Annotated in this window: 19 protein-coding genes; 10 read left to right on the forward strand and 9 right to left on the reverse strand. The window is 64.6% G+C overall.

The window, feature by feature from the left end; genetic code table 11:
• Positions 1 to 3: 3 nt before the first annotated feature.
• From EAV90_RS10370 to EAV90_RS10380, 3 genes are read left to right on the forward strand one after another with little or no spacing between them, the layout of a single operon-like run.
• A complete protein-coding gene (locus EAV90_RS10370; protein WP_122403675.1) occupies positions 4 to 735 on the forward strand; it encodes an amino acid ABC transporter permease in 732 nt (243 codons plus the stop codon).
• Complete coding sequence (locus EAV90_RS10375; protein WP_122403674.1) at positions 732 to 1,523, forward strand: amino acid ABC transporter ATP-binding protein; 792 nt, start codon at positions 732 to 734, stop codon at positions 1,521 to 1,523. Before EAV90_RS10370 ends, EAV90_RS10375 begins: the two co-directional genes overlap by 4 nt.
• Before the next feature lie 9 nt (positions 1,524 to 1,532).
• Positions 1,533 to 2,462, forward strand: coding sequence for a dihydrodipicolinate synthase family protein (locus EAV90_RS10380; protein ID WP_129143316.1), 930 nt, complete (start codon positions 1,533 to 1,535; stop codon positions 2,460 to 2,462).
• On the opposite strand, the gene EAV90_RS10385 is transcribed toward EAV90_RS10380, so the two are convergent.
• The 6 genes from EAV90_RS10385 to EAV90_RS10410 are packed head-to-tail and all read right to left on the reverse strand — an operon-like array spanning position 2,459 to position 8,014.
• Positions 2,459 to 3,763, reverse strand: a complete 1,305-nt coding sequence (locus EAV90_RS10385) for an LLM class flavin-dependent oxidoreductase (protein WP_129143317.1) — start codon at positions 3,761 to 3,763, stop codon at positions 2,459 to 2,461. The two genes, EAV90_RS10380 and EAV90_RS10385, sit on opposite strands and share 4 nt — an antisense overlap.
• 4 nt (positions 3,764 to 3,767) lie before the next feature.
• Positions 3,768 to 4,526, reverse strand: coding sequence for an ABC transporter permease (locus EAV90_RS10390; RefSeq protein WP_129143318.1), 759 nt, complete (start codon positions 4,524 to 4,526; stop codon positions 3,768 to 3,770).
• Complete coding sequence (locus EAV90_RS10395) at positions 4,523 to 5,338, reverse strand: ABC transporter permease (protein ID WP_122403670.1); 816 nt, start codon at positions 5,336 to 5,338, stop codon at positions 4,523 to 4,525. The genes EAV90_RS10390 and EAV90_RS10395 overlap by 4 nt, the downstream gene beginning before the upstream one ends.
• A complete protein-coding gene (locus EAV90_RS10400; protein WP_129143319.1) occupies positions 5,335 to 6,351 on the reverse strand; it encodes an ABC transporter substrate-binding protein in 1,017 nt (338 codons plus the stop codon). Before EAV90_RS10400 ends, EAV90_RS10395 begins: the two co-directional genes overlap by 4 nt.
• Before the next feature lie 23 nt (positions 6,352 to 6,374).
• Positions 6,375 to 7,154 (reverse strand): class II aldolase/adducin family protein, encoded by a 780-nt coding sequence (locus tag EAV90_RS10405; RefSeq protein ID WP_129143320.1) that lies wholly within the window; start codon positions 7,152 to 7,154, stop codon positions 6,375 to 6,377.
• A complete protein-coding gene (locus tag EAV90_RS10410; protein WP_122403668.1) occupies positions 7,151 to 8,014 on the reverse strand; it encodes an ABC transporter ATP-binding protein in 864 nt (287 codons plus the stop codon). Before EAV90_RS10410 ends, EAV90_RS10405 begins: the two co-directional genes overlap by 4 nt.
• A gap of 304 nt (positions 8,015 to 8,318) precedes the next feature.
• Between EAV90_RS10410 and EAV90_RS10415 the strand changes: the two genes are divergently transcribed.
• From EAV90_RS10415 to EAV90_RS10440, 6 genes are all read left to right on the forward strand, one after another.
• Positions 8,319 to 8,957 carry a GntR family transcriptional regulator gene (locus EAV90_RS10415; protein ID WP_162500314.1) on the forward strand — a complete coding sequence of 213 codons (639 nt, stop codon included), beginning with the start codon at positions 8,319 to 8,321 and terminating at the stop codon, positions 8,955 to 8,957.
• 67 nt (positions 8,958 to 9,024) lie between these two features.
• A complete protein-coding gene (locus EAV90_RS10420) occupies positions 9,025 to 9,804 on the forward strand; it encodes an SDR family oxidoreductase (protein ID WP_122403667.1) in 780 nt (259 codons plus the stop codon).
• Between the two features lie 7 nt (positions 9,805 to 9,811).
• The gene (locus EAV90_RS10425; RefSeq protein ID WP_122403666.1) at positions 9,812 to 10,957 is read left to right on the forward strand and encodes a pyridoxal phosphate-dependent aminotransferase; all 1,146 of its coding nucleotides are present in this window, start codon (positions 9,812 to 9,814) and stop codon (positions 10,955 to 10,957) included.
• An 11-nt stretch (positions 10,958 to 10,968) separates the two neighbouring features.
• A complete protein-coding gene (locus EAV90_RS10430; protein WP_162500313.1) occupies positions 10,969 to 11,850 on the forward strand; it encodes an alpha/beta fold hydrolase in 882 nt (293 codons plus the stop codon).
• 3 nt (positions 11,851 to 11,853) lie between these two features.
• A complete protein-coding gene (locus tag EAV90_RS10435; protein ID WP_129143321.1) occupies positions 11,854 to 13,107 on the forward strand; it encodes a Zn-dependent hydrolase in 1,254 nt (417 codons plus the stop codon).
• Positions 13,108 to 13,115: 8 nt separating this feature from the next.
• On the forward strand, positions 13,116 to 13,610 hold the full coding sequence (locus EAV90_RS10440; RefSeq protein WP_164936859.1) for a flavin reductase: 495 nt from the start codon (positions 13,116 to 13,118) through the stop codon (positions 13,608 to 13,610).
• Between the two features lie 103 nt (positions 13,611 to 13,713).
• Here EAV90_RS10440 and EAV90_RS10445 read toward each other — a convergent pair whose 3' ends face one another.
• The 3 genes from EAV90_RS10445 to EAV90_RS10455 all read right to left on the reverse strand — a co-directional run bounded on the left by EAV90_RS10445 (position 13,714) and on the right by EAV90_RS10455 (position 15,820).
• Complete coding sequence (locus EAV90_RS10445) at positions 13,714 to 14,040, reverse strand: NIPSNAP family protein (protein ID WP_122403663.1); 327 nt, start codon at positions 14,038 to 14,040, stop codon at positions 13,714 to 13,716.
• 144 nt (positions 14,041 to 14,184) lie between these two features.
• Positions 14,185 to 14,601: a tautomerase family protein gene (locus tag EAV90_RS10450; RefSeq protein ID WP_129143323.1), complete on the reverse strand. Its 417-nt coding sequence runs from the start codon at positions 14,599 to 14,601 to the stop codon at positions 14,185 to 14,187.
• Positions 14,602 to 15,016: 415 nt separating this feature from the next.
• Complete coding sequence (locus tag EAV90_RS10455; RefSeq protein WP_129143324.1) at positions 15,017 to 15,820, reverse strand: IclR family transcriptional regulator domain-containing protein; 804 nt, start codon at positions 15,818 to 15,820, stop codon at positions 15,017 to 15,019.
• 142 nt (positions 15,821 to 15,962) lie between these two features.
• On the opposite strand from EAV90_RS10455, the gene EAV90_RS10460 reads away from it, so the two are divergent.
• On the forward strand, positions 15,963 to 17,327 hold the full coding sequence (locus tag EAV90_RS10460) for an FAD-dependent oxidoreductase (protein WP_129143325.1): 1,365 nt from the start codon (positions 15,963 to 15,965) through the stop codon (positions 17,325 to 17,327).
• Positions 17,328 to 17,331 lie beyond the last annotated feature (4 nt).

Here is a 17,331-nt window from a genome sequence, read left to right on the forward strand (position 1 = left end):
TCGATGAGCCATTTCAGTCCGACGGCCGCCGTCAGCTACTTCTTCAACTACTTCCTGATGAAGGGAGTGCTCGTCACCATCGGCTTGACGGTGGCGGCGGTCGTCGGCGGATTGATCCTCGGCATGGGCATCGCGTTGCTGCGCATGTCGTCCAATCCGGTGCTCGCAGGCGCGGCGCGCTTCTACATCTGGTTCTTCCGCGGCACGCCGCTTCTGATCCAGCTCGTGGTGATCTACAGCGGCTTGCCGCAGCTTGGCATCAAGTTCAGTGTGATCACCTGCGCGCTCATCGGCCTGATCCTCAACGAAGCGGCCTATCTCGCCGAGATCGTACGCAGCGGCTTCATGGCGGTGTCGGCGGGGCAGCGCGAAGCCGCCTGGGCGCTCAGCCTGTCGCCCTGGGTCACGTTCCGTCGCGTGACCCTGCCGCAGGCGTTCCGCCTGATGATCCCGCCGCTCGGCAACTCCATCAACTCGCTCTTGAAGGCGACCTCGCTGGCCTCCGTGATCTCGGTCGAGGAGCTGATGCGCCGCAGCGACATGCTGATGCAGGAGCATTTCCAGATCCTCGAGGTCTATGCGGCGGCAACGGCATATTACCTGATCCTCACCTCGGTCTGGGATGCGGTGCAACGCCGGCTGGAAAAGCATTTCGGTCGATCGAGTGCCGCAAAAACCAGGCGGGTCAGAACGAGTGCGCCGGTTGCGCAGGCGAGTGTGGAGGCCCGCGCATGAGCGAGATATCGATGACGACGACGGAAGGTGCAACAGTGGAGCCGCAGCTTCGCGAGGTGCCTGCGGTTCGCATGGAGGCCGTCTACAAGCACTATGGCGATTTCACCGCGCTCGACCAGATCGATCTCAAGGTCGCCAAGGGCGAGAAGATCGTGGTCTGCGGTCCTTCCGGCTCGGGCAAGTCGACGCTCATCCGCTGCATCAACCACATCGAGAAGCACGACGAAGGCCTGATCTACGTCAACGGCGTCGAGCTCGACCATCAGCGCAAGAACATCGATGCGGTGAGGCGCGACACCGGCATGGTGTTCCAGAGCTTCAATCTGTTTCCGCACATGACGGTGCTGGAGAACTGCACCCTTGCGCCGATGACCGCGAACGGCATGAGCGAGGCGGAGGCCAAGGACCTCGCGATGCATTTCCTGACAAAAGTCCGGATTCCCGATCAGGCCGAGAAATTCCCCGGGCAGCTCTCAGGTGGCCAGCAGCAGCGCGTCGCGATCGCGCGGGCGCTGTGCATGCGTCCCAAGATCATGCTGTTCGACGAGCCGACCTCGGCGCTCGACCCCGAGATGGTCAAGGAAGTGCTGGAGACCATGAAGAAGCTCGCGGAAGAGGGCATGACCATGCTGTGCGTGACCCACGAGATGGGCTTTGCCCGCGAGGTCGCTGACCGTATCGTGTTCATGAACGAGGGCAAGGTGGTCGAACAGGCCGCGCCGAAGGAATTCTTCAAGCATCCGAAGTCCGAGCGGGCGCGGACGTTCCTCGACCAGATCATTCACTGATCGGCCAAGATGCGGACATTCAGCGACCGCCTGCGCGGCATTCACGCCGCGACCATCGTGCCGATGACGCCCGATTTCGAGATCGATGAGGCGCAGCTCGCAAACCATCTCGCGTCGGTTTCGTCCACACTCGGCATTAATGGGCTCCTCGTCAACGGCCACGCCGGCGAGAATTTTGTGCTGTCCCTGCCCGAGAAGCGGCGCGTGGTGGAGCTGGCGCGCCAGCACGCGCCGAAGGACTGCCTGATCGTCTCCGGGGTCAATCATGAATCGAGCCTGGAAGCGGCGCGCGAGGCGGCTGCACTGGAACAGGCCGGCGCGGACGGGCTGTTGGTATTTCCGCCCAACAGCTGGGCGCTCGGCCACGCCGATGACTGCGTGATCGAGCATCATCGCCGCATCCGTGATGCGACGACCGCTCCGCTGATGCTCTACGCCGCGCCCGTCGGCGCGGGTGCGATGGCCTACGCGCCGCCGCTGCTTACGCGGCTCGTTGCCGATCCGCGCTTCGTTGCGGTGAAGGAAGGCAGCTGGGAGGTTGCGGCCTACGAACAGAATCTCAGGCTGATCCAGAAACTGCGACAGGACTTCGTCGTGCTCGGCTCCGGCGACGAGCACCTGCTGACCAGCTATCTCGTCGGCTCGGCCGGCAGCCAGGTCAGCCTTGCCTGCGTCGTCCCGGAACTTGTCGTTGGCCTCTGGAATGCGGCGGAGGCCGGCGATTGGGAGCGGGCGCGCGCCGCACATGAGAAGCTCTATCCGCTGGCTGTCGCGATCTATCGGGATGCGCCGGGAGGACGGGCGACCGTGCGGCTCAAGGCCTGCCTGAAGCGGCTCGGCCGTCTGTCGTGCGACGCGGCGCGGCCGCCGCAGCCGGCGGCGACACCGGGCGAGCTAAAGGCGCTCGAGCAGGCACTGCGCGTCGTCGGCGTGCTCTAAGCCGCGAAGAACGGATTCGCCGGCCGTGCAAGACCGAGATGATCGCGCAATGTCGTGCCCTCATAGTCCGCACGGAACAGCCCGCGCTCCTGCAGGATCGGCACGACGAGCTGGACGAAATCCTCGAAGCCTTCGTGGAAATAGGGCGGCATCACGTTGAAGCCGTCGGCGGCATGCTCCTCGAACCAGAGCTGGAGCGTGTCGGCGATGCGCTCGGCCGAGCCGCACAGCACCCAATGCCCGCGGGCGGCGGCGGTGAGATTGTAGAGATCGCGCAGCGTCATGTTCTCGCGGCGCCCTTTGGCGAGCATGACGCTGGCGAAACTGTGATAGCTGTCCGAGGGCGCGATGTCGGGGATCGGCCCGTCGAGATCGTAGGCCGACATGTCCCGGCCGAAGCGGTCAGACAGGATCGCGAGCGCGTTGCTGCCGCTGACAAAGTTCTGGAGCACGTTAAGCTTCTCGAACGCCTCCTTGTCGGTGCGGCCGACCACGGGCATCACGCCCGGCAGCACGGTGACGTCCTCGGCCTTGCGGCCGAACGACGGCAGGCGCGCCTTCAACGAGGTATAGCCGGCCTTGGCCTCGTCAATATCCTGCACCACCGAGAACACGATATCGGCGGTGCGTGCGGCGAGCGCCTGTCCGGCTTCGGAGCCGCCGGCCTGGAGCACGACGGGTTGGCCTTGCGGGCTGCGGCCGATATTGAGCGGGCCCTTTACCTTGAAGAAGGCGCCGTCATGGTCGATCGGGCGCAGCTTTGCCGGATCGATGTAAAGGCCGCTGCCGCGGTCGGCGACGATGGCATCATCCGCCCAGCCATCCCACAGGCCCTTGACCACATCGAGGAATTCGCCCGCCATCTCGTAGCGGCTGGCGTGGTCGGGATGCCTCGTGCCGAAATTCGCCGCCGTTGCCGGATTCGCCGTCGTCACCGCGTTCCACGCAGCTCGGCCATTGGAGATGTGATCGAGCGAAGCGAACACGCGTGCGACCGAGAACGGATCGCTGTAGGTGGTGGAGACGGTCGCGCCAAGGCCGATATGGCTGGTCGAAGTCGAAAGCGCGGCCAGCATCGTCAGGGGTTCCAGCCGCAGCGCGTAGGAGGGATGGGCGGCGGCATCGGCGTAGAGATTGTCGCCCATGAAGATCAGGTCGAACTTGCCGCGCTCGGCGGTGCGGCCGATCTCCTGGATCGCCGCAAAGTCCTGAAAACTGTCGACTGCACCGGGATAGCGCCAACCCGCGACGTGGCTGCCGGTGCCGAGGATGAACAATCCGAGATGCATCTGTCGTTTCATGGCGTCATGTCCAGAACAGGATTTTTCGCTCGAGGAAGCCGATCAGGCCGAAGAAGGCGAGGCTCGCCGCCGAGGCGACGAAGATCGCGGACCAGACCTGGACGAAGTCGATCTGGAGCACGGCCTGGTAGATCACCCAGCCGAGCCCACCATGGGCCCCTAACATCTCGGTGACGATCGCCACGATCACGCTGCGCACGGTGGAAACGCGCATGCCCGCCAGCAGCAGCGGCAGAGCGGTCGGCAGGCGCAATCGCCACAGCACGCTGAGCCGGCTCGCGCCAAAACTCTTCATCAGGTCGACGGCGCGGCGATCGACGCGGTCGAGCCCCGCCAGCATCGACAGCAGGATGGTGAAGCTCACCGCCATCGCCACCATAACGATCTTCGAGCTGACGCCGATGCCGAACCAGAGCAGGATCAACGGCGAATAGCCGACCACGGGCACCGAATTGATGGCGGTCGCGAGCGGCAGGATCGCGCTGCGCAACGCCGGCGCCAGCGCGATGGCGACGGCGAGGCCGATGCCGATCAGGCAGCCGAGGCCGTATCCCGCCAGTGCTTCGAGCAGCGTGTAGCCGGCGGCGTCAATGAGTATCGCGCGCTTGGACCAGAGACCCACCAAGATGTCGCTGACCGCGGGGAGAACATAGGCCGGCAGATGCAGTCCGCGCGCGATGCCTTCCCAGCACGCGATCAGGATGACGGCGCCGAGAATGCCGCGCTGGACGGCGAGCGAAGGGGAGGCGAGCGCGCGGCTCATTGCTCGGCGCTCCAGAACACCAGCCGCCGCTCCACCGCGGCGACCACCGCATAGAAGCCCGTGCCGAGCAGGGCCGCGGCGAGCAGAGCGCCCCAGATCGCGACGACGTTCTCAGTGAACATGGCCTGGAGCAAGAGCACGCCGAGGCCGGTGGTGTCGCCGAACCATTCACCGACGATGGCGCCGACGAGGCTCAATGATGCTGCGAGCCGCAGCGCCACGAAGATCTGCGGCATTGCCGTCGGAAGCTGCAGGCGCAGCAGGAGCTGGCGATTGGAGGCGCCGAAGCTGCGCATGAGCGCGACCTGCTTGGGATCGACCGTATCGAGGCCCAGCAGCGTGTTCACCGTCACCGGAAAGAAGGTCAGATAGAACGCGATGATCGCCTTGGCGAGCAGCGTGTTGCCGAACCACAGCACCACCAGCGCGCCGAAGGCGATGACCGGAATGGTCTGCGACACCACGAAGATCGGAAAGATCATTTCGCGCAGCGCGCGGACGCGGAAGAACACGATGCCCATGAGCACGCCGAAGGCGCCGCCGGACGCAAAGCCAATCAGCGTCTCGGCAAGCGTGCGCAGGAAACCGTCGACATAGGCCCGAGGCGTTGCCGCGATCGCCATCAGGATCGTGCTGAGGCGCGGCAGATAGTAGGGACGGATACCGAACAGCAGCACCGCACCTTCCCAGACTACTGCCGCAATGGCGAGGCCGAGCAGGAGCCGAATCAGCTTGCGCAGCGAATCCGGCATCGTGATCGACCGCGTCGCGGCGGCGGCCTCACCGAGCGATGTCGCGGCAGGGCTGCTCACGGCAGCCGGTCCGCCGCAGGGATGGCCTGGATGAAGCTTGCGTCATAGGCGGCGGCAAGATCCAGCGGCTTGGAGATCACGCCATACTTCAGGAAGAAGTCGTGAGCGGTCTTGACCGCGTCGGCATCGATCCAGAACAGGCCGTTCTTTGCCGCCGCGCCTGACGTCATCAGGCGCTTCACCTCGGTGAGCATGAACTCCTGCTGCGCCCGATCGAGCGTCGGGGCTGCGGCCATCACGGTGTCGACGGCGCCCTTGGGATCGGAGAAGGCGTCCTTCCAGCCCTTCAGCGACGCGCGCAGAAACGCCTTGACCAGTGCCGGCTTCTCCTTGGCGGTCGCTTCGGCCACGATCAGCGTGTCGCGCGGGAAGGTGATGCCGTAATCTTCGGCAACGAACGTCTTCAGACTGTCCTTCGGCATGCGCGACTGGATGGTGTAGAACTCGTTGTAATAGGTCGCCGTGACGACATCGACGCTACCGTCGACGAACGGAGTGACAGAGACCTGCTGCGGCTGGATCTTGAGTTCATCCGGCTTGATGCCTTCCTTGGCCAGCATGCCGTTGAGCACGTGGTTAGCACCGGTGAACCAGGTGGTGACGGTCTTGCCTTTAAAATCCTGGATCGTCTTCACAGGTCCATCTTTGCGGGTGACGAAGATGAAGGGCGTGATCTGGTGCGACACGCCGATGCAGACGATTGGCAGTCCCTTGTCTCGGGCGGCGAACACGCTATCGGTGCCGCCGGACAGGCCGAACGTGTCGGCGCCGGTGGCGACCAGGTTCTCGGTGAGCAGGTTGGGCCCGCCGGGATTGATGGTGAGGTCGATACCCTCGGCCTTGTAGTAGCCCTTGGCGGCGGCGACGTAGAAGCCGGCGAACTGGGCCTGCGGCAGCCATTTCAGGCGCAGGCTCGCCTTCTGCGGCTCGGCTGCCGGCGCAGCCGTGACGAGCGAGCCGGTCGCCAGTGCGATGGCGGAGAGGACGGAGAAGGCGTGGCGTCGGCTCAACATGGTCATACTCCAGGCGGTGAAAATCAATTGCGGTAAGACGGATCGGTGCGATCGAGCTGGCGCATCAAGGCGGGCCATTCGCGTTCGCCGGGGACCAGAATGTCGCCCTGCAATTCCCAGAACTGGCGCGCGGCCTTCTCGCAGACCTCGTGCGGCGGCATCACCAGCGTGGCGCCGGCTGCGGCCGCCGCCTGCATCTGAAGCTGAATCCGCGCGGCGCGCTCGAAATAGTAGAGCAGCATGAAGGCCTCGCCCGGCGTCCGACCGACGGTGAGGATGCCGTGGTTGCGCATCAGCATCACCTTGTGCGGGCCGAGATCGCGCACCAGGCGCGTCTGCTCGTCGAGATCGATAGCGACGCCTTCGTAGTCGTGGAAGGCCTGGCGCTCGTAGAAGCGCATTGCGAACTGGCTGAGCGGCAGCAGGCCCTTCTCCTGCCCGGAGACCGCAACGCTCGCGTCGGAGTGGGTGTGCAGCACGCAGGCCGCGTCGTGGTTCGAGGTGTGGATCGCGGCATGGATGACGAAGGCCGCGACGTTGACCGCATGCGGCGTGTCGTCGAGCTTGTTTCCCTTGGTGTCGATCTTGACGAGGCTCGACGCGGTGATCTCGTCGAACAGCAGCCCGTAGGGGTTGATCAGGAACTGATCCGCGTGGCCGGGCACGCGCATGGAGATGTGATTATAGATCAGGTCGTCCATCCCGAGCTTGGCGACCATGCGATAGCAGGCGGCGAGCTTGACGCGGGCGTCCCACTCGGCCGGATCGATCCCGTGCGCTTCTCTCGCTGACATCGCGTTCACTGCGACTTCTCCTGCGCGATGGAGGACTGGAACGATTTCATGCTTTCCTCCTCGATCGCATCGAGCAGCGTGCGCTTGAGGCGGATGAATTCGGGGGACGTGACGATCTCGGGGCGGCGCGGGCGGGGGAGGTCAACGACCTGTTCGAGCTTCACCGAGCCTGGACGCGCAGTCATCACCAGCACGCGGTCGCCGAGGAAGATCGCCTCGTCGACATCATGGGTGATGAAAAGAATCGTGCGGCGGTATTTCTGCCAGACGTCGAGCAGCCAGCGCTGCATCATCGCGCGCGTCAGCGCATCGAGCGCGCCGAACGGCTCGTCCAGCAGCATCAGGTCGCGCTCGAACAGGAAGGTGCGCATCAGCGCAACGCGCTGGCGCATGCCGCCCGACAATTGATTGGGATATTGCTTCTCGAAGCCGGCGAGGCCGAACTCGGGCAGCATTTTCAGCGCCTTGGCGCGCGCCTGATCGCGCGGCATCCCCTCGACCTCGAGCGCGAGGATGGCGTTGTCCACCACGTTGCGCCAGGGAAACAGCAAATCGCGCTGCGGCATGAAGGAGACGCGGCCGAGCAGGTCGGCGGCATGGCAGCTCTTGGCTTCGAAGCGCAGGATGCCGCCGGCATCCGGCTCTTCCAGGCCTGCGACGATGTTGAAGAGGGTGCTCTTGCCGCAGCCGCTGGGGCCGACGACGGTGACGAACTCGCCGGGGGCGATGTTCGCCTGAAGTCCCGACAGGGCCGCGACGGCACCGAATGTCTTGTTGATCGCGCGAAGTTCAAGCAGCGGCTCAGGCTTGGGCTGAGCCTGCGGGGCTTCGGGGGCCGGGCCGGGATGGGGGAGGCGGGCAGCCTGCACCGGGGTATCCTTGTATAATTGCGGCGATCATTCGCATACGGAAGCAGGACCGCGTCGAAATCTCTTAGCAACTCGTGTGCCAGTGCGATTTTCGCGCAAATCAGGCATAAGACTTGCGAGAACGACGGCCGAATATCTCGGCGGCACCCGCATCTCCGGGAGAAAACCGGTCGTTTCGTGGGGATAGGAGCGTCAATATGTATACGTATATTGGGATTGGAGAAACATGATGGTGGGTATTGGTGCACATGGCGCAGGCAAGCGCGTCAAAAATGGGCATGAAACCCTCACCGCGACCTCCGGCATGACGCTCGCGGAAAGCCTGCGCCAGAGGCTCGAGGGCGCGATCGCAGCCGGCCGTCTGGAGCCGGGTAGCCGGCTCGACGAGCAGGAGATCGCGCAGCGCTTCGGCGTCTCCCGCACGCCGGTGCGGGAGGCGTTCCGCCTGATGGCGGCGAACAATCTGGTCGAGCTGCGCGGCCGGCAGGGGGCGACGGTCCGCAGCATCAAGGCGCAGGCGCTGATAGAGATGTTTCAGGTCATGGCAGAGCTTGAGGGGCTCTGCGCGCGGCTGGCCGCAAGACGCGTCTCCCAGGCCTGGGGTGCCGAAATTGGTGAGATTCACCAGCGACTTGTCGCGACAGGCGAAACCGGCGACATCGACGTGTTCTACGACATCAATCAGGAATTCCACGAAGCGATCTACGAGGCCTCGCGCAACGCCTTCCTCGCCGATCAGACCCGCAAGCTGCGCAATCAGGTCGCCGCCTATCGCCGCCGGGTGACGCGAATGCCGAACCGGATCGCCGATACCGTTCGCGAGCACGAGGCGATCATGCAGGCGATCCTGGCCCACGACCCGGAGCGGGCGCACAGCGCCATGCGGGACCACGTCAACCTGCTCGGCGACAACCTCTTGGACTTCCTCGCCGCCTTCGAATGACCCTTCGGCCTCTTGGTATGCAAATTGCTAGGTCTTGTATATCTAGCCTGCATCCTGGAGACCCGGAGTGGACCTGAAGCTGACGAACAAGACCGCCCTCATCACCGGCGCGTCGAAAGGAATTGGACTGGCGGTGGCCGAGCTCTTCGCCGCCGAGGGGTGTCATCTCCATCTCGCCGCCCGCAACGGCGAAGCCCTGCTTGAGGCCAAGAAGGCGCTCGAAGCCCGCCATGGCGTGAAGATCACGATCTATGCGCTCGACCTGTCGAGCACGTCCGCGATGGAGAAGCTGGCGGCCGAAGTCGGCGACATCGACATCCTCATCAACAATGCCGGCGACATCCCGGCCGGCTCGCTGGAGATCCTCGACGACGCCGCCTGGCGGCGTGGCTTCGATCTCAAGGTGTTCGGCTACATCACGCTGTCGCGCCTTTATTATCCGCGGATGAAGGGCAGGGACGGCGTCATCATCAACATCATCGGCAATTCCGGCGAGAACTGGGATGCGAGCTACATCGCGGGCTCGACCGGCAATGCGGCGCTGATGTCCTTCACCAAGGCGCTCGGCGGGCGCAGCCTCGACCACGGCGTGCGCGTGGTCGCGGTCAATCCGGGTCCGGTTGCGACCGACCGCATGCTCAAGATCATGAAGCGCAAGGCGATCGACATGCTCGGTGACGAAAGCCGCTGGGAGGAGCTGTTCGACAAGTATCCGGGCAAACGCCCGGCGACGTCGGAAGAGGTCGCCGATCTCGTCGCCTTCCTGTCCTCGCCGCGGTCCGGCTACATCACCGGCACCGTGGTGACGATCGACGGCGGCATCGCCGCGCGCGGCTCGGTGATCTGAGGCGTCGATGTCGAAGCCTCAATCCGCGGCGCTGGTCCGCAACCGCTATTTCGACGAGCTCTCGGCGACGCCGGGACTCTATTGGCTCGGCCAGAACACCAACCATATCGAGAGCCACCCCGCCGTGCGCGAGGCCATGCTGCGCTCGATCGAGGCAGGCGAGTTCAATGCCTATGCCCCACCGCTCGGCTTCGAGGCGCTGCGCGAGGCGATCGTCGCGGATCTCGGCACGCCGGGCGCAGAGGCCCTGGTGACCGAGGGCGGCGTCAACGCACTGGCGATGATCTGCCGTGCACGCTGCAAGCCCGGCACCACGCTTGTCACTACCGATCCGACCTGGAAATGGCCGTGCCTGTTCGCGCGCCAGCAGGGCGCCGAGGTGATCGAGATCCCGATCTACGATCCCGCCTGCAACTACCGCCTGACGCCGGCAGCCTTGAGGGCGCATGTCGATGAGCGCACGGCGATCATCTATCTCGTCGATCCCAACAATCCGCTCGGCATCCGCTATACGCGCGAGGAGATCGAGAGCTTTGCCGCGATCGCGCGCGATTGCGGCGCGCTGCTGGTGCACGACTGCACCTATCGCGATTTCGCCGACGGCCACACGCCGGCCCTTCATGTCGCCCCGAAAGGCTCGGTGGTCTCGACCAGCTTCTCGAAATGGCTCGGGCTTGCAGGCCTGCGGATCGGGGCGCTCGTCGCGGCGCCAGACCTGTTCGAGGAGCTGGCGCAGACCTCCACAAGCGTGCTCGGCGCCAGCGTCATCGCGCAGCGCGCGGCGCAGGCGGGGCTGTCGGTGAAGGCCGAATGGATGACGAAGGTCCGCGGCACCGATCGCGCCAACAAGGCGATGATCCAGGAGGCGGCAGCCGCGATCGAGGGCCTGGCGCTGCCGATCATGCCCTCGCACGGCAACTTCCTCGTGCTCGAAACCATCACGGCGGGCATCCGACCCGAAGCGCTGGTCGAATGCTATCGCCGCCAGGGCATCATGATCCGCCAGGGCACCTATCACACCCAGCGTTTTGGCGACCGCTTCGTCAAGATCAGCACCTCCGTGCCGCAAGGCTGGGTCGAAAAGCTGTGCACGCTGCTGCCGGAGATGGTCGCGCAGGCGCGCACGCTCAACGATCTGCCGCCGCAATTCTAGGGACGATGCCGATGACGATGATCACGACGAAGGACGGCGTGAAGCTCCATGTGGAAGAGGCCGGCGAGGGCACGCCGATCCTCTTCATCCACGAATTCGGCGGCAACCACGCAAGCTGGGAGCCGCAGCTGCGCTATTTCAGCCGGCGCCATCGCTGCATCAGCTACGCCGCGCGCGGCTATCCGCCGTCGGACGTGCCTGACAGCGTGGAGGCCTATTCGCAGGCGATCGCCGCTGATGATGCGGTCGCCGTGCTCGACGCGCTCAAGATCGATAGGGCGCATATCGTCGGCCTCTCCATGGGCGGATTCTGTACGGTGCATTTCGGCCTGCGCACGCCGGAGCGCGCTTTGTCGCTCACGGTGGCCGGCGCCGGTTATGGCTGCGAGAAGGAGTTCGAGGAGTATTTTCGCGGCGTCTCGCGCGAAGTCGCCGACAGTTTCGAGAAGCAGGGAGCGAAGGAGTTTTCCAGGATCTATGCGCTCGGTGCGAGCCGGGTGCAGTTCCAGAACAAGGATCCGCGCGGCTGGCAGGAGTTCGCCGATCGGCTCGCCACCCATTCCGACCGCGGCGCCGCCAACACGATGCGTGGCGTCCAGGCGCGGCGGCCGTCATTCTATGACCTCGAAGACGGCCTGAAGAAGATGATGGTGCCGACGCTGGTTATCGTCGGCGATGAGGACGACCATTGTCTGCAGCCCGGCATCTTCCTGAAGAAGACGATTCCCGCCTGCGGTCTCTCGGTCTTTCCCAAGACCGGCCACACGCTCAATCTCGAAGAGCCGGCGGCATTCAACGCACTGCTCGCCGAGTTCATTGCCCAGGTCGAGGCCGGACGCTGGCTGCCGCGCGATCCACGCGCGCTGCCGGGTCAGATCATGCGCACGAAGTAGCCGATGACGGGCAAGCCTCTGATCAACGCCGATCGGCTCTGGACCCGCTTGATGGCGCTCGCCGAGATCGGGGCGACGCCGGCCGGCGGGGTCAACCGTCAGGCGCTGAGCGACGGCGAGATGGCGGCTTGGCGCCGCGTCATCGGCTGGGCGCGCGAAGCGGGCTCGACGCCGTCAACGGATGCTGCGGGAAATCTGTTCCTGACCCTGGCCGGCCGCGATCGCGCCGCACCGCCGCTGCTGCTCGGCAGTCATCTCGATAGCCAGCCGACCGGCGGAAAGTTCGACGGCGCCGCCGGCGTGATGGCGGCATTGGAGGCGGTGGTCTCGCTGGCCGGGCAGGGCGACAAGCCCGCGCGCGATATCGTCGTCGTCGCCTGGATGAACGAGGAAGGCTCGCGCTTCGCGCCGGGCATGATGGGCTCGGAGGCCTTTACCGGTGAGCGCGACATGGACGCGATCCGCGCCGCGCGCGATGCAGACGGCATCAGTGTCGGCGAGGCGCTCGACCGCCTCCACCAGGCTTTTCCCGATATGCCGCGCCGGTCGCTCGGCTTTGCCGCCGGGGCCTATCTCGAATTACACATCGAGCAGGGACCCCTGCTGGAAGCGGCCGGCTGCACCATCGGTGTCGTCACCGGCATCCAGGGCAAGAAGACCTTTCAGGTCGTGCTCGAGGGTGCCGAGGGCCACGCCGGCACGCTGGCGCAGCAGGAGCGGCGCGATGCGCTCGCGGCTTTTGCCCGGATGGCGACCGCGCTGCATTCCGAGATCGGCACCATCGATGCCGACATCAAGTTCACCATCGGCCGGATCGCCGTCGTGCCGAACGCGCCGTCGGTGGTGCCGTCGCGCGTCAGCTTCAGCATCGATCTGCGTCACCCTGACAATGCGGTGCTCGACGCGGCCGGCGCGCGCATCAACACTCTTTGCCGAGAGAAGGCGCCGCCGTGCTCGGTTACCGTGACGCCGCTCGTCGATGCGCCGTCGAACGTCTTCGATCCGCACCTACGTGCGAGCATCGCGAAGGCGGCGCGGGAGCAGGGGCACCCGGCCATGGACATCCTGTCGGCCGCCGGTCACGACGCGCGTCATCTCGCAAAAATCTGTCCGGCCGCGATGATCTTCATCCCGTGCCGCGACGGGGTGAGCCATGTCGAGCACGAATGGGCCGAGCCCGATCATGTCGCCGCCGGCGCCTCCGTGCTAGCGCAGGTGCTGCGCGAACTCGCATATCCGCCCGCGGCGGGCGCGTGAGGATGAAGATGCGGAGCGTGGCCCCTCAGGATTACCGCGACGCGATGGCCTGTCTCGGTGCCGCCGTCAGTATCGTGACGACCGACGGCAGCGCGGGCCGCGCTGGGTTTACCGCATCTGCGATTTGCAGCGTCACGGACGATCCGCCGACGCTACTGGTCTGCATCAACCGAGCGTCTTCCGCCTATGCCAGCGTGACACGCAACAAGGCGGTCTGCGTCAACGTGCTCTCGGCGCGGCACGAGCCCCTGTCTCGCCTGTTCGGCGGCAAGGTGCCGGCCGAGGAGCGGTTCGCCGCGGCCACATGGTCGACGCTCGAGACGGGAGCGCCGCTCCTCGTCGACTGCACTGCTGCGTTCGATTGCCGGATCGCCCACATGGTCAATGTCGGCACGCACGACGTGCTGTTCTGTCGCGTGGTCGCGCTGCAGAGGTCATGCTATACGGATAGTTTGATCTATTTCGGCCGTGCTTACCACGCTGTTGGGACAGGCTCGGGCTGAGATCGGCGAATTGGGTTGATCCCACCCATTCGGTCGCTATGGTCGCGCGGCTCTAGCCTTCGAACATCAGTGGTGCGCCGCAGCCTTCTGTCCGGAAGGACGGCTATTTGACCGAAGAGAATGCCGTCGGGGCCAGAATCTGGCTGACGATGTTGGCGATGATCTGGCCGTCCGCATGGGACTTGTTGCTCGCCTCGTGCCAATCCGGATCGGCCACGAACGCGCCCCATTTCTTTTCGCGTTCGGCGAGCGACTCCCAGGCCAGGAAATAGGTCAGCTCCTGGTTAGATTCGCCGATCATCGTGGTGAAGAACCCGGCCTGCTTGATGCCATGCTTCTCCCAGATCTTCAGCGTGGCAGTCTCGAACCGCTTCAGCAATGCCGGCAGGCGGCCGGGTACGCAGCGATACTGGCGCATTTCGTAGATCATTCTCGTTTCCTCTCTGAATAGTCCTGCGGTTATAACGAGCGGCCATAACCCGTGAATGGCCCATCGTGTTCGGCGAAGATGGCGATCGCGCTGCTCGAGCGCCTCACTCATGATTGCGACACGTGATTCCTCCGTAGCACTTGGTCATTCCCTGGATGTCCAGCCGGCATGCCTGGTCTGGCCCTCGGCCGGCGACCAGTCAGGGGCGAGGCGCCCGTTTCGATAAGCCTCGTCACCTGCGTGCTGCGTGAAGAGGACGGTGAACATCGCAGCAGGGACGGCGAGATGGGTTTCGCGGGCTTCGGTCAGTCTGCGAGCGAACCGCGTGCGCTGATCGACACTGCGTCCTGCCCTGATATCGACCATTGCGAGCGCCACCGTCTCAATCGGCGCGAAGCCTGTGCGATAGAGATTGTCGCACCCGAGCTCTACAAAGCCGATGTTCACTACCCCCGGCGGCGCCAGTAATTCCTCGCAGTAGAGTTTGCCGATGACTTCAGCTGCCTTTCGCTTGGCTGCCGCTGGGTAATGTCCCGGAAGGTTCAGCTGAACATAAGGCATTGGTCCCCCTTGTGATCGCGCAGGTCTAGGCGAGCATGAGATGTGCAAGCTTGCGGGGCAGTCAGCATGGGGTGTGGCCAGTTTGCAGCTGATGGTAATTGCAGTCCACGCTTGTACTGAGGTATTCCGCAGCGAGGGCGCGCTATAGTGTCCGCGGGGCGACCTGCAGGGCACCTCACAGCGATCGTTACCATGCCTGGCATGTTTGCCTGCGCATGAACCTGCTCGGAATAGTGCCCAAGAGCCATGGCGCCACAAAGGAATGCTCGTCTCCACAGCATCTCTAACACGATCTCTCAGAGCTCGTCCCGCGTCAGGAACCATACTGGTCCTTCGAACGAAAGCGTGCCAACGGAAATTCTGCAAAAAAGCTCCAGTCTGTGCGCTGTGCGCACAAGGCGAATGGACCGTGCTCCTACGGCAGCATCGACGAAAGCTCGCCCGCCATCCCCTTCAGCTTGGAGACAAATTCTCCAGCCAGTTTTTCCCTGTTGGCGCGCGCCGAGCTCGTGCTCGCATTGAGCGTCGCGACGACAAGACCGGCTCGATTGAACACCGGAACCGAGACGCTGACCAAACCGTCCTCCAGCTCTTCGTAGTTGATGCAGTAGCCCTTCACCTTGCTCTCGACGATCAGCGAAAGAATCTCGCGCTTGAGCATGACCGTGTGCCGCGTGTGGCGGACGATCCTGGTCCGCGCCAGCAGCCGCTCCACTTCGACGCGTGGCTTGTAGGCGAGCAACACGCGTCCGGATGCGGAGGAGAACGCCGGCAGTCGCATGCCTGTCGTGACGACGTAAGACAGTCGCCGGCCGGGAATGTCGGATCGCGCGACGAATACGACTTCAGCTTCGTCGAGCACGGCGAGTGAGACTGTCTCGCCGATCGAACGGGCGAGCTGGTCTAGAAATGGTTGCAGGGAAGCGCCGAAACCGGCGGACGACAGAAACGAGTAGGCGAGCCGGAGCACGCGCGTTGTCAGCTCGAAGCGACGCTCATGCAGGCGAGCGAAGCCAAGCTCCACCAGCGTAAGGAGGAGGCGACGCGCCACCGCCCGGTCCATCCCGGTACGTTCGGCGACCTGCGCCAGCGTCATGGCCCTGTTCTCGGCGCCGAACGACTGGATGACCGCAAGTCCGCGCGCAAAAGCCGTTACGAAATTCCGGTTCAGTTTCTCCTCCGCAATCGGCCGATAATACCGCGGTTTCGACGATGCCATCGATCAGATCTCCACTACTGTGCGTATAGCGCACACCTTGGCACAAAAACGCACAGTTCGCCCTAGCGTCCAGTCTCGGCCTGCGCACATAGTCCGGATAAGAACACTGGCGTTGAACACGCGAGCGAAGGGAAGGAGCGCCATGACCATCGGCAGTAGCGAGGTGTTGCAAAGGGCCGGCCGGCTTCCGCCGGTCCGCTCGGGCGATCATTTTGATATCGTGGTAGCCGGCGGGGGTGCTTCGGGTCTAATGGCGACGGTGTCTGCCGCCAGGCAGGGGGCACGCGTCCTGGTCGTGGAAACATCCGGCTGCTTCGGTGGCGCCGGCACAACGTCGATGGTGGCGCAGTGGCTCGGCTTCTACAATGGCGAGACATGCGCTGTCGGCGGCCTGCCCATGGAATTCGCCGAGCGGGTGATCGCCCGGGGCGGATCCAACGGCTTTGAAAACTACGTGCTGGCGGAAGCCACCGTGCGTCCCCTTCACCTCAAGCGCCTTCCGTTCAATCCCGAAATCGTAAAGCTCGTCGCCGATGAGCTCGTCCTGGAGAGCGGGGCGTCTGCATTGGTTCATGCCCGGATTTGCGGCGCCTCCCGAGACGACGACCGTGTGACCGGGGTGCAGATCGAAACGTCCGGCGGACGGCTCAACGTGGGGGCGAGCTGCTTTATCGACGCGACCGGGGATGCGGTCGTTGCGCGCCACGCAGGAGCGCCACTGGCGGACGTAGAGGCGGGTCGGCACCGCATGGGAATGAGCCTCGTCTTTCGATTGTCCCACGTCGATGTCGCTCGCTTTCGCGCCCTCTCAAGGCAGGAAAAGCGCGCGATTGCTCTCGAGGGCATGGCCACAGGTGAGCTGTTCTGGGATGTCCTGTCCGTCTCGCCGGTCGGCACGTCTGACGCCATCTGCCTGATGAGCCATCTGGATGGGCTCGATAATCTCGACCCCAACGATCTGACCAGGGCGGAGTTTATCGGACGCTATCAGGTCAGTCGCATCGCCGGCTTCCTCAAGCGGAGAATGCCGGGATTTGCAGCTTGCGAGCTGGCTGGAATTGCAAGCCACGTCGGCGTGCGAGAAAGCGTTCGGCTGGTCGGCGACTACCTGCTTACGGAACAGGATGTGGTCGGTGCCACACCGTTCGAGGATGCGGTAGCGCTGGGCTGCGGTCCCTTGGATGTGCATGAGGAAGATGGCAAGCTCCGGCTCTTCATGCCGGCGCAGCCGTTCGAGATTCCAGCGCGCAGCATGACCTGCATTTCGGTCAGGAATCTCGTCGTCACTGGTCGGGCCATCTCGGCGACCCGCGAGGCGAATGGGGCGATCCGGCACCAGGCCACGGCCATGGCACTGGGCCAGGCCGCCGGCCACCTCGCGGCGCATGCCGGGGCGTACGGCTGGGACGTGCGGGCGTTGCCGCACGGGACTGTTCAGAAGAGTCTGACTGCAGCAGGGGCCCTGCCGTCGCGTGGCAATCTGCCGCCGGCAACTGCCGTTAGCTGAGCGG

Source organism: Bradyrhizobium vignae (genome assembly GCF_004114425.1).
In the GTDB taxonomy this organism is placed as follows: domain Bacteria; phylum Pseudomonadota; class Alphaproteobacteria; order Rhizobiales; family Xanthobacteraceae; genus Bradyrhizobium; species Bradyrhizobium vignae.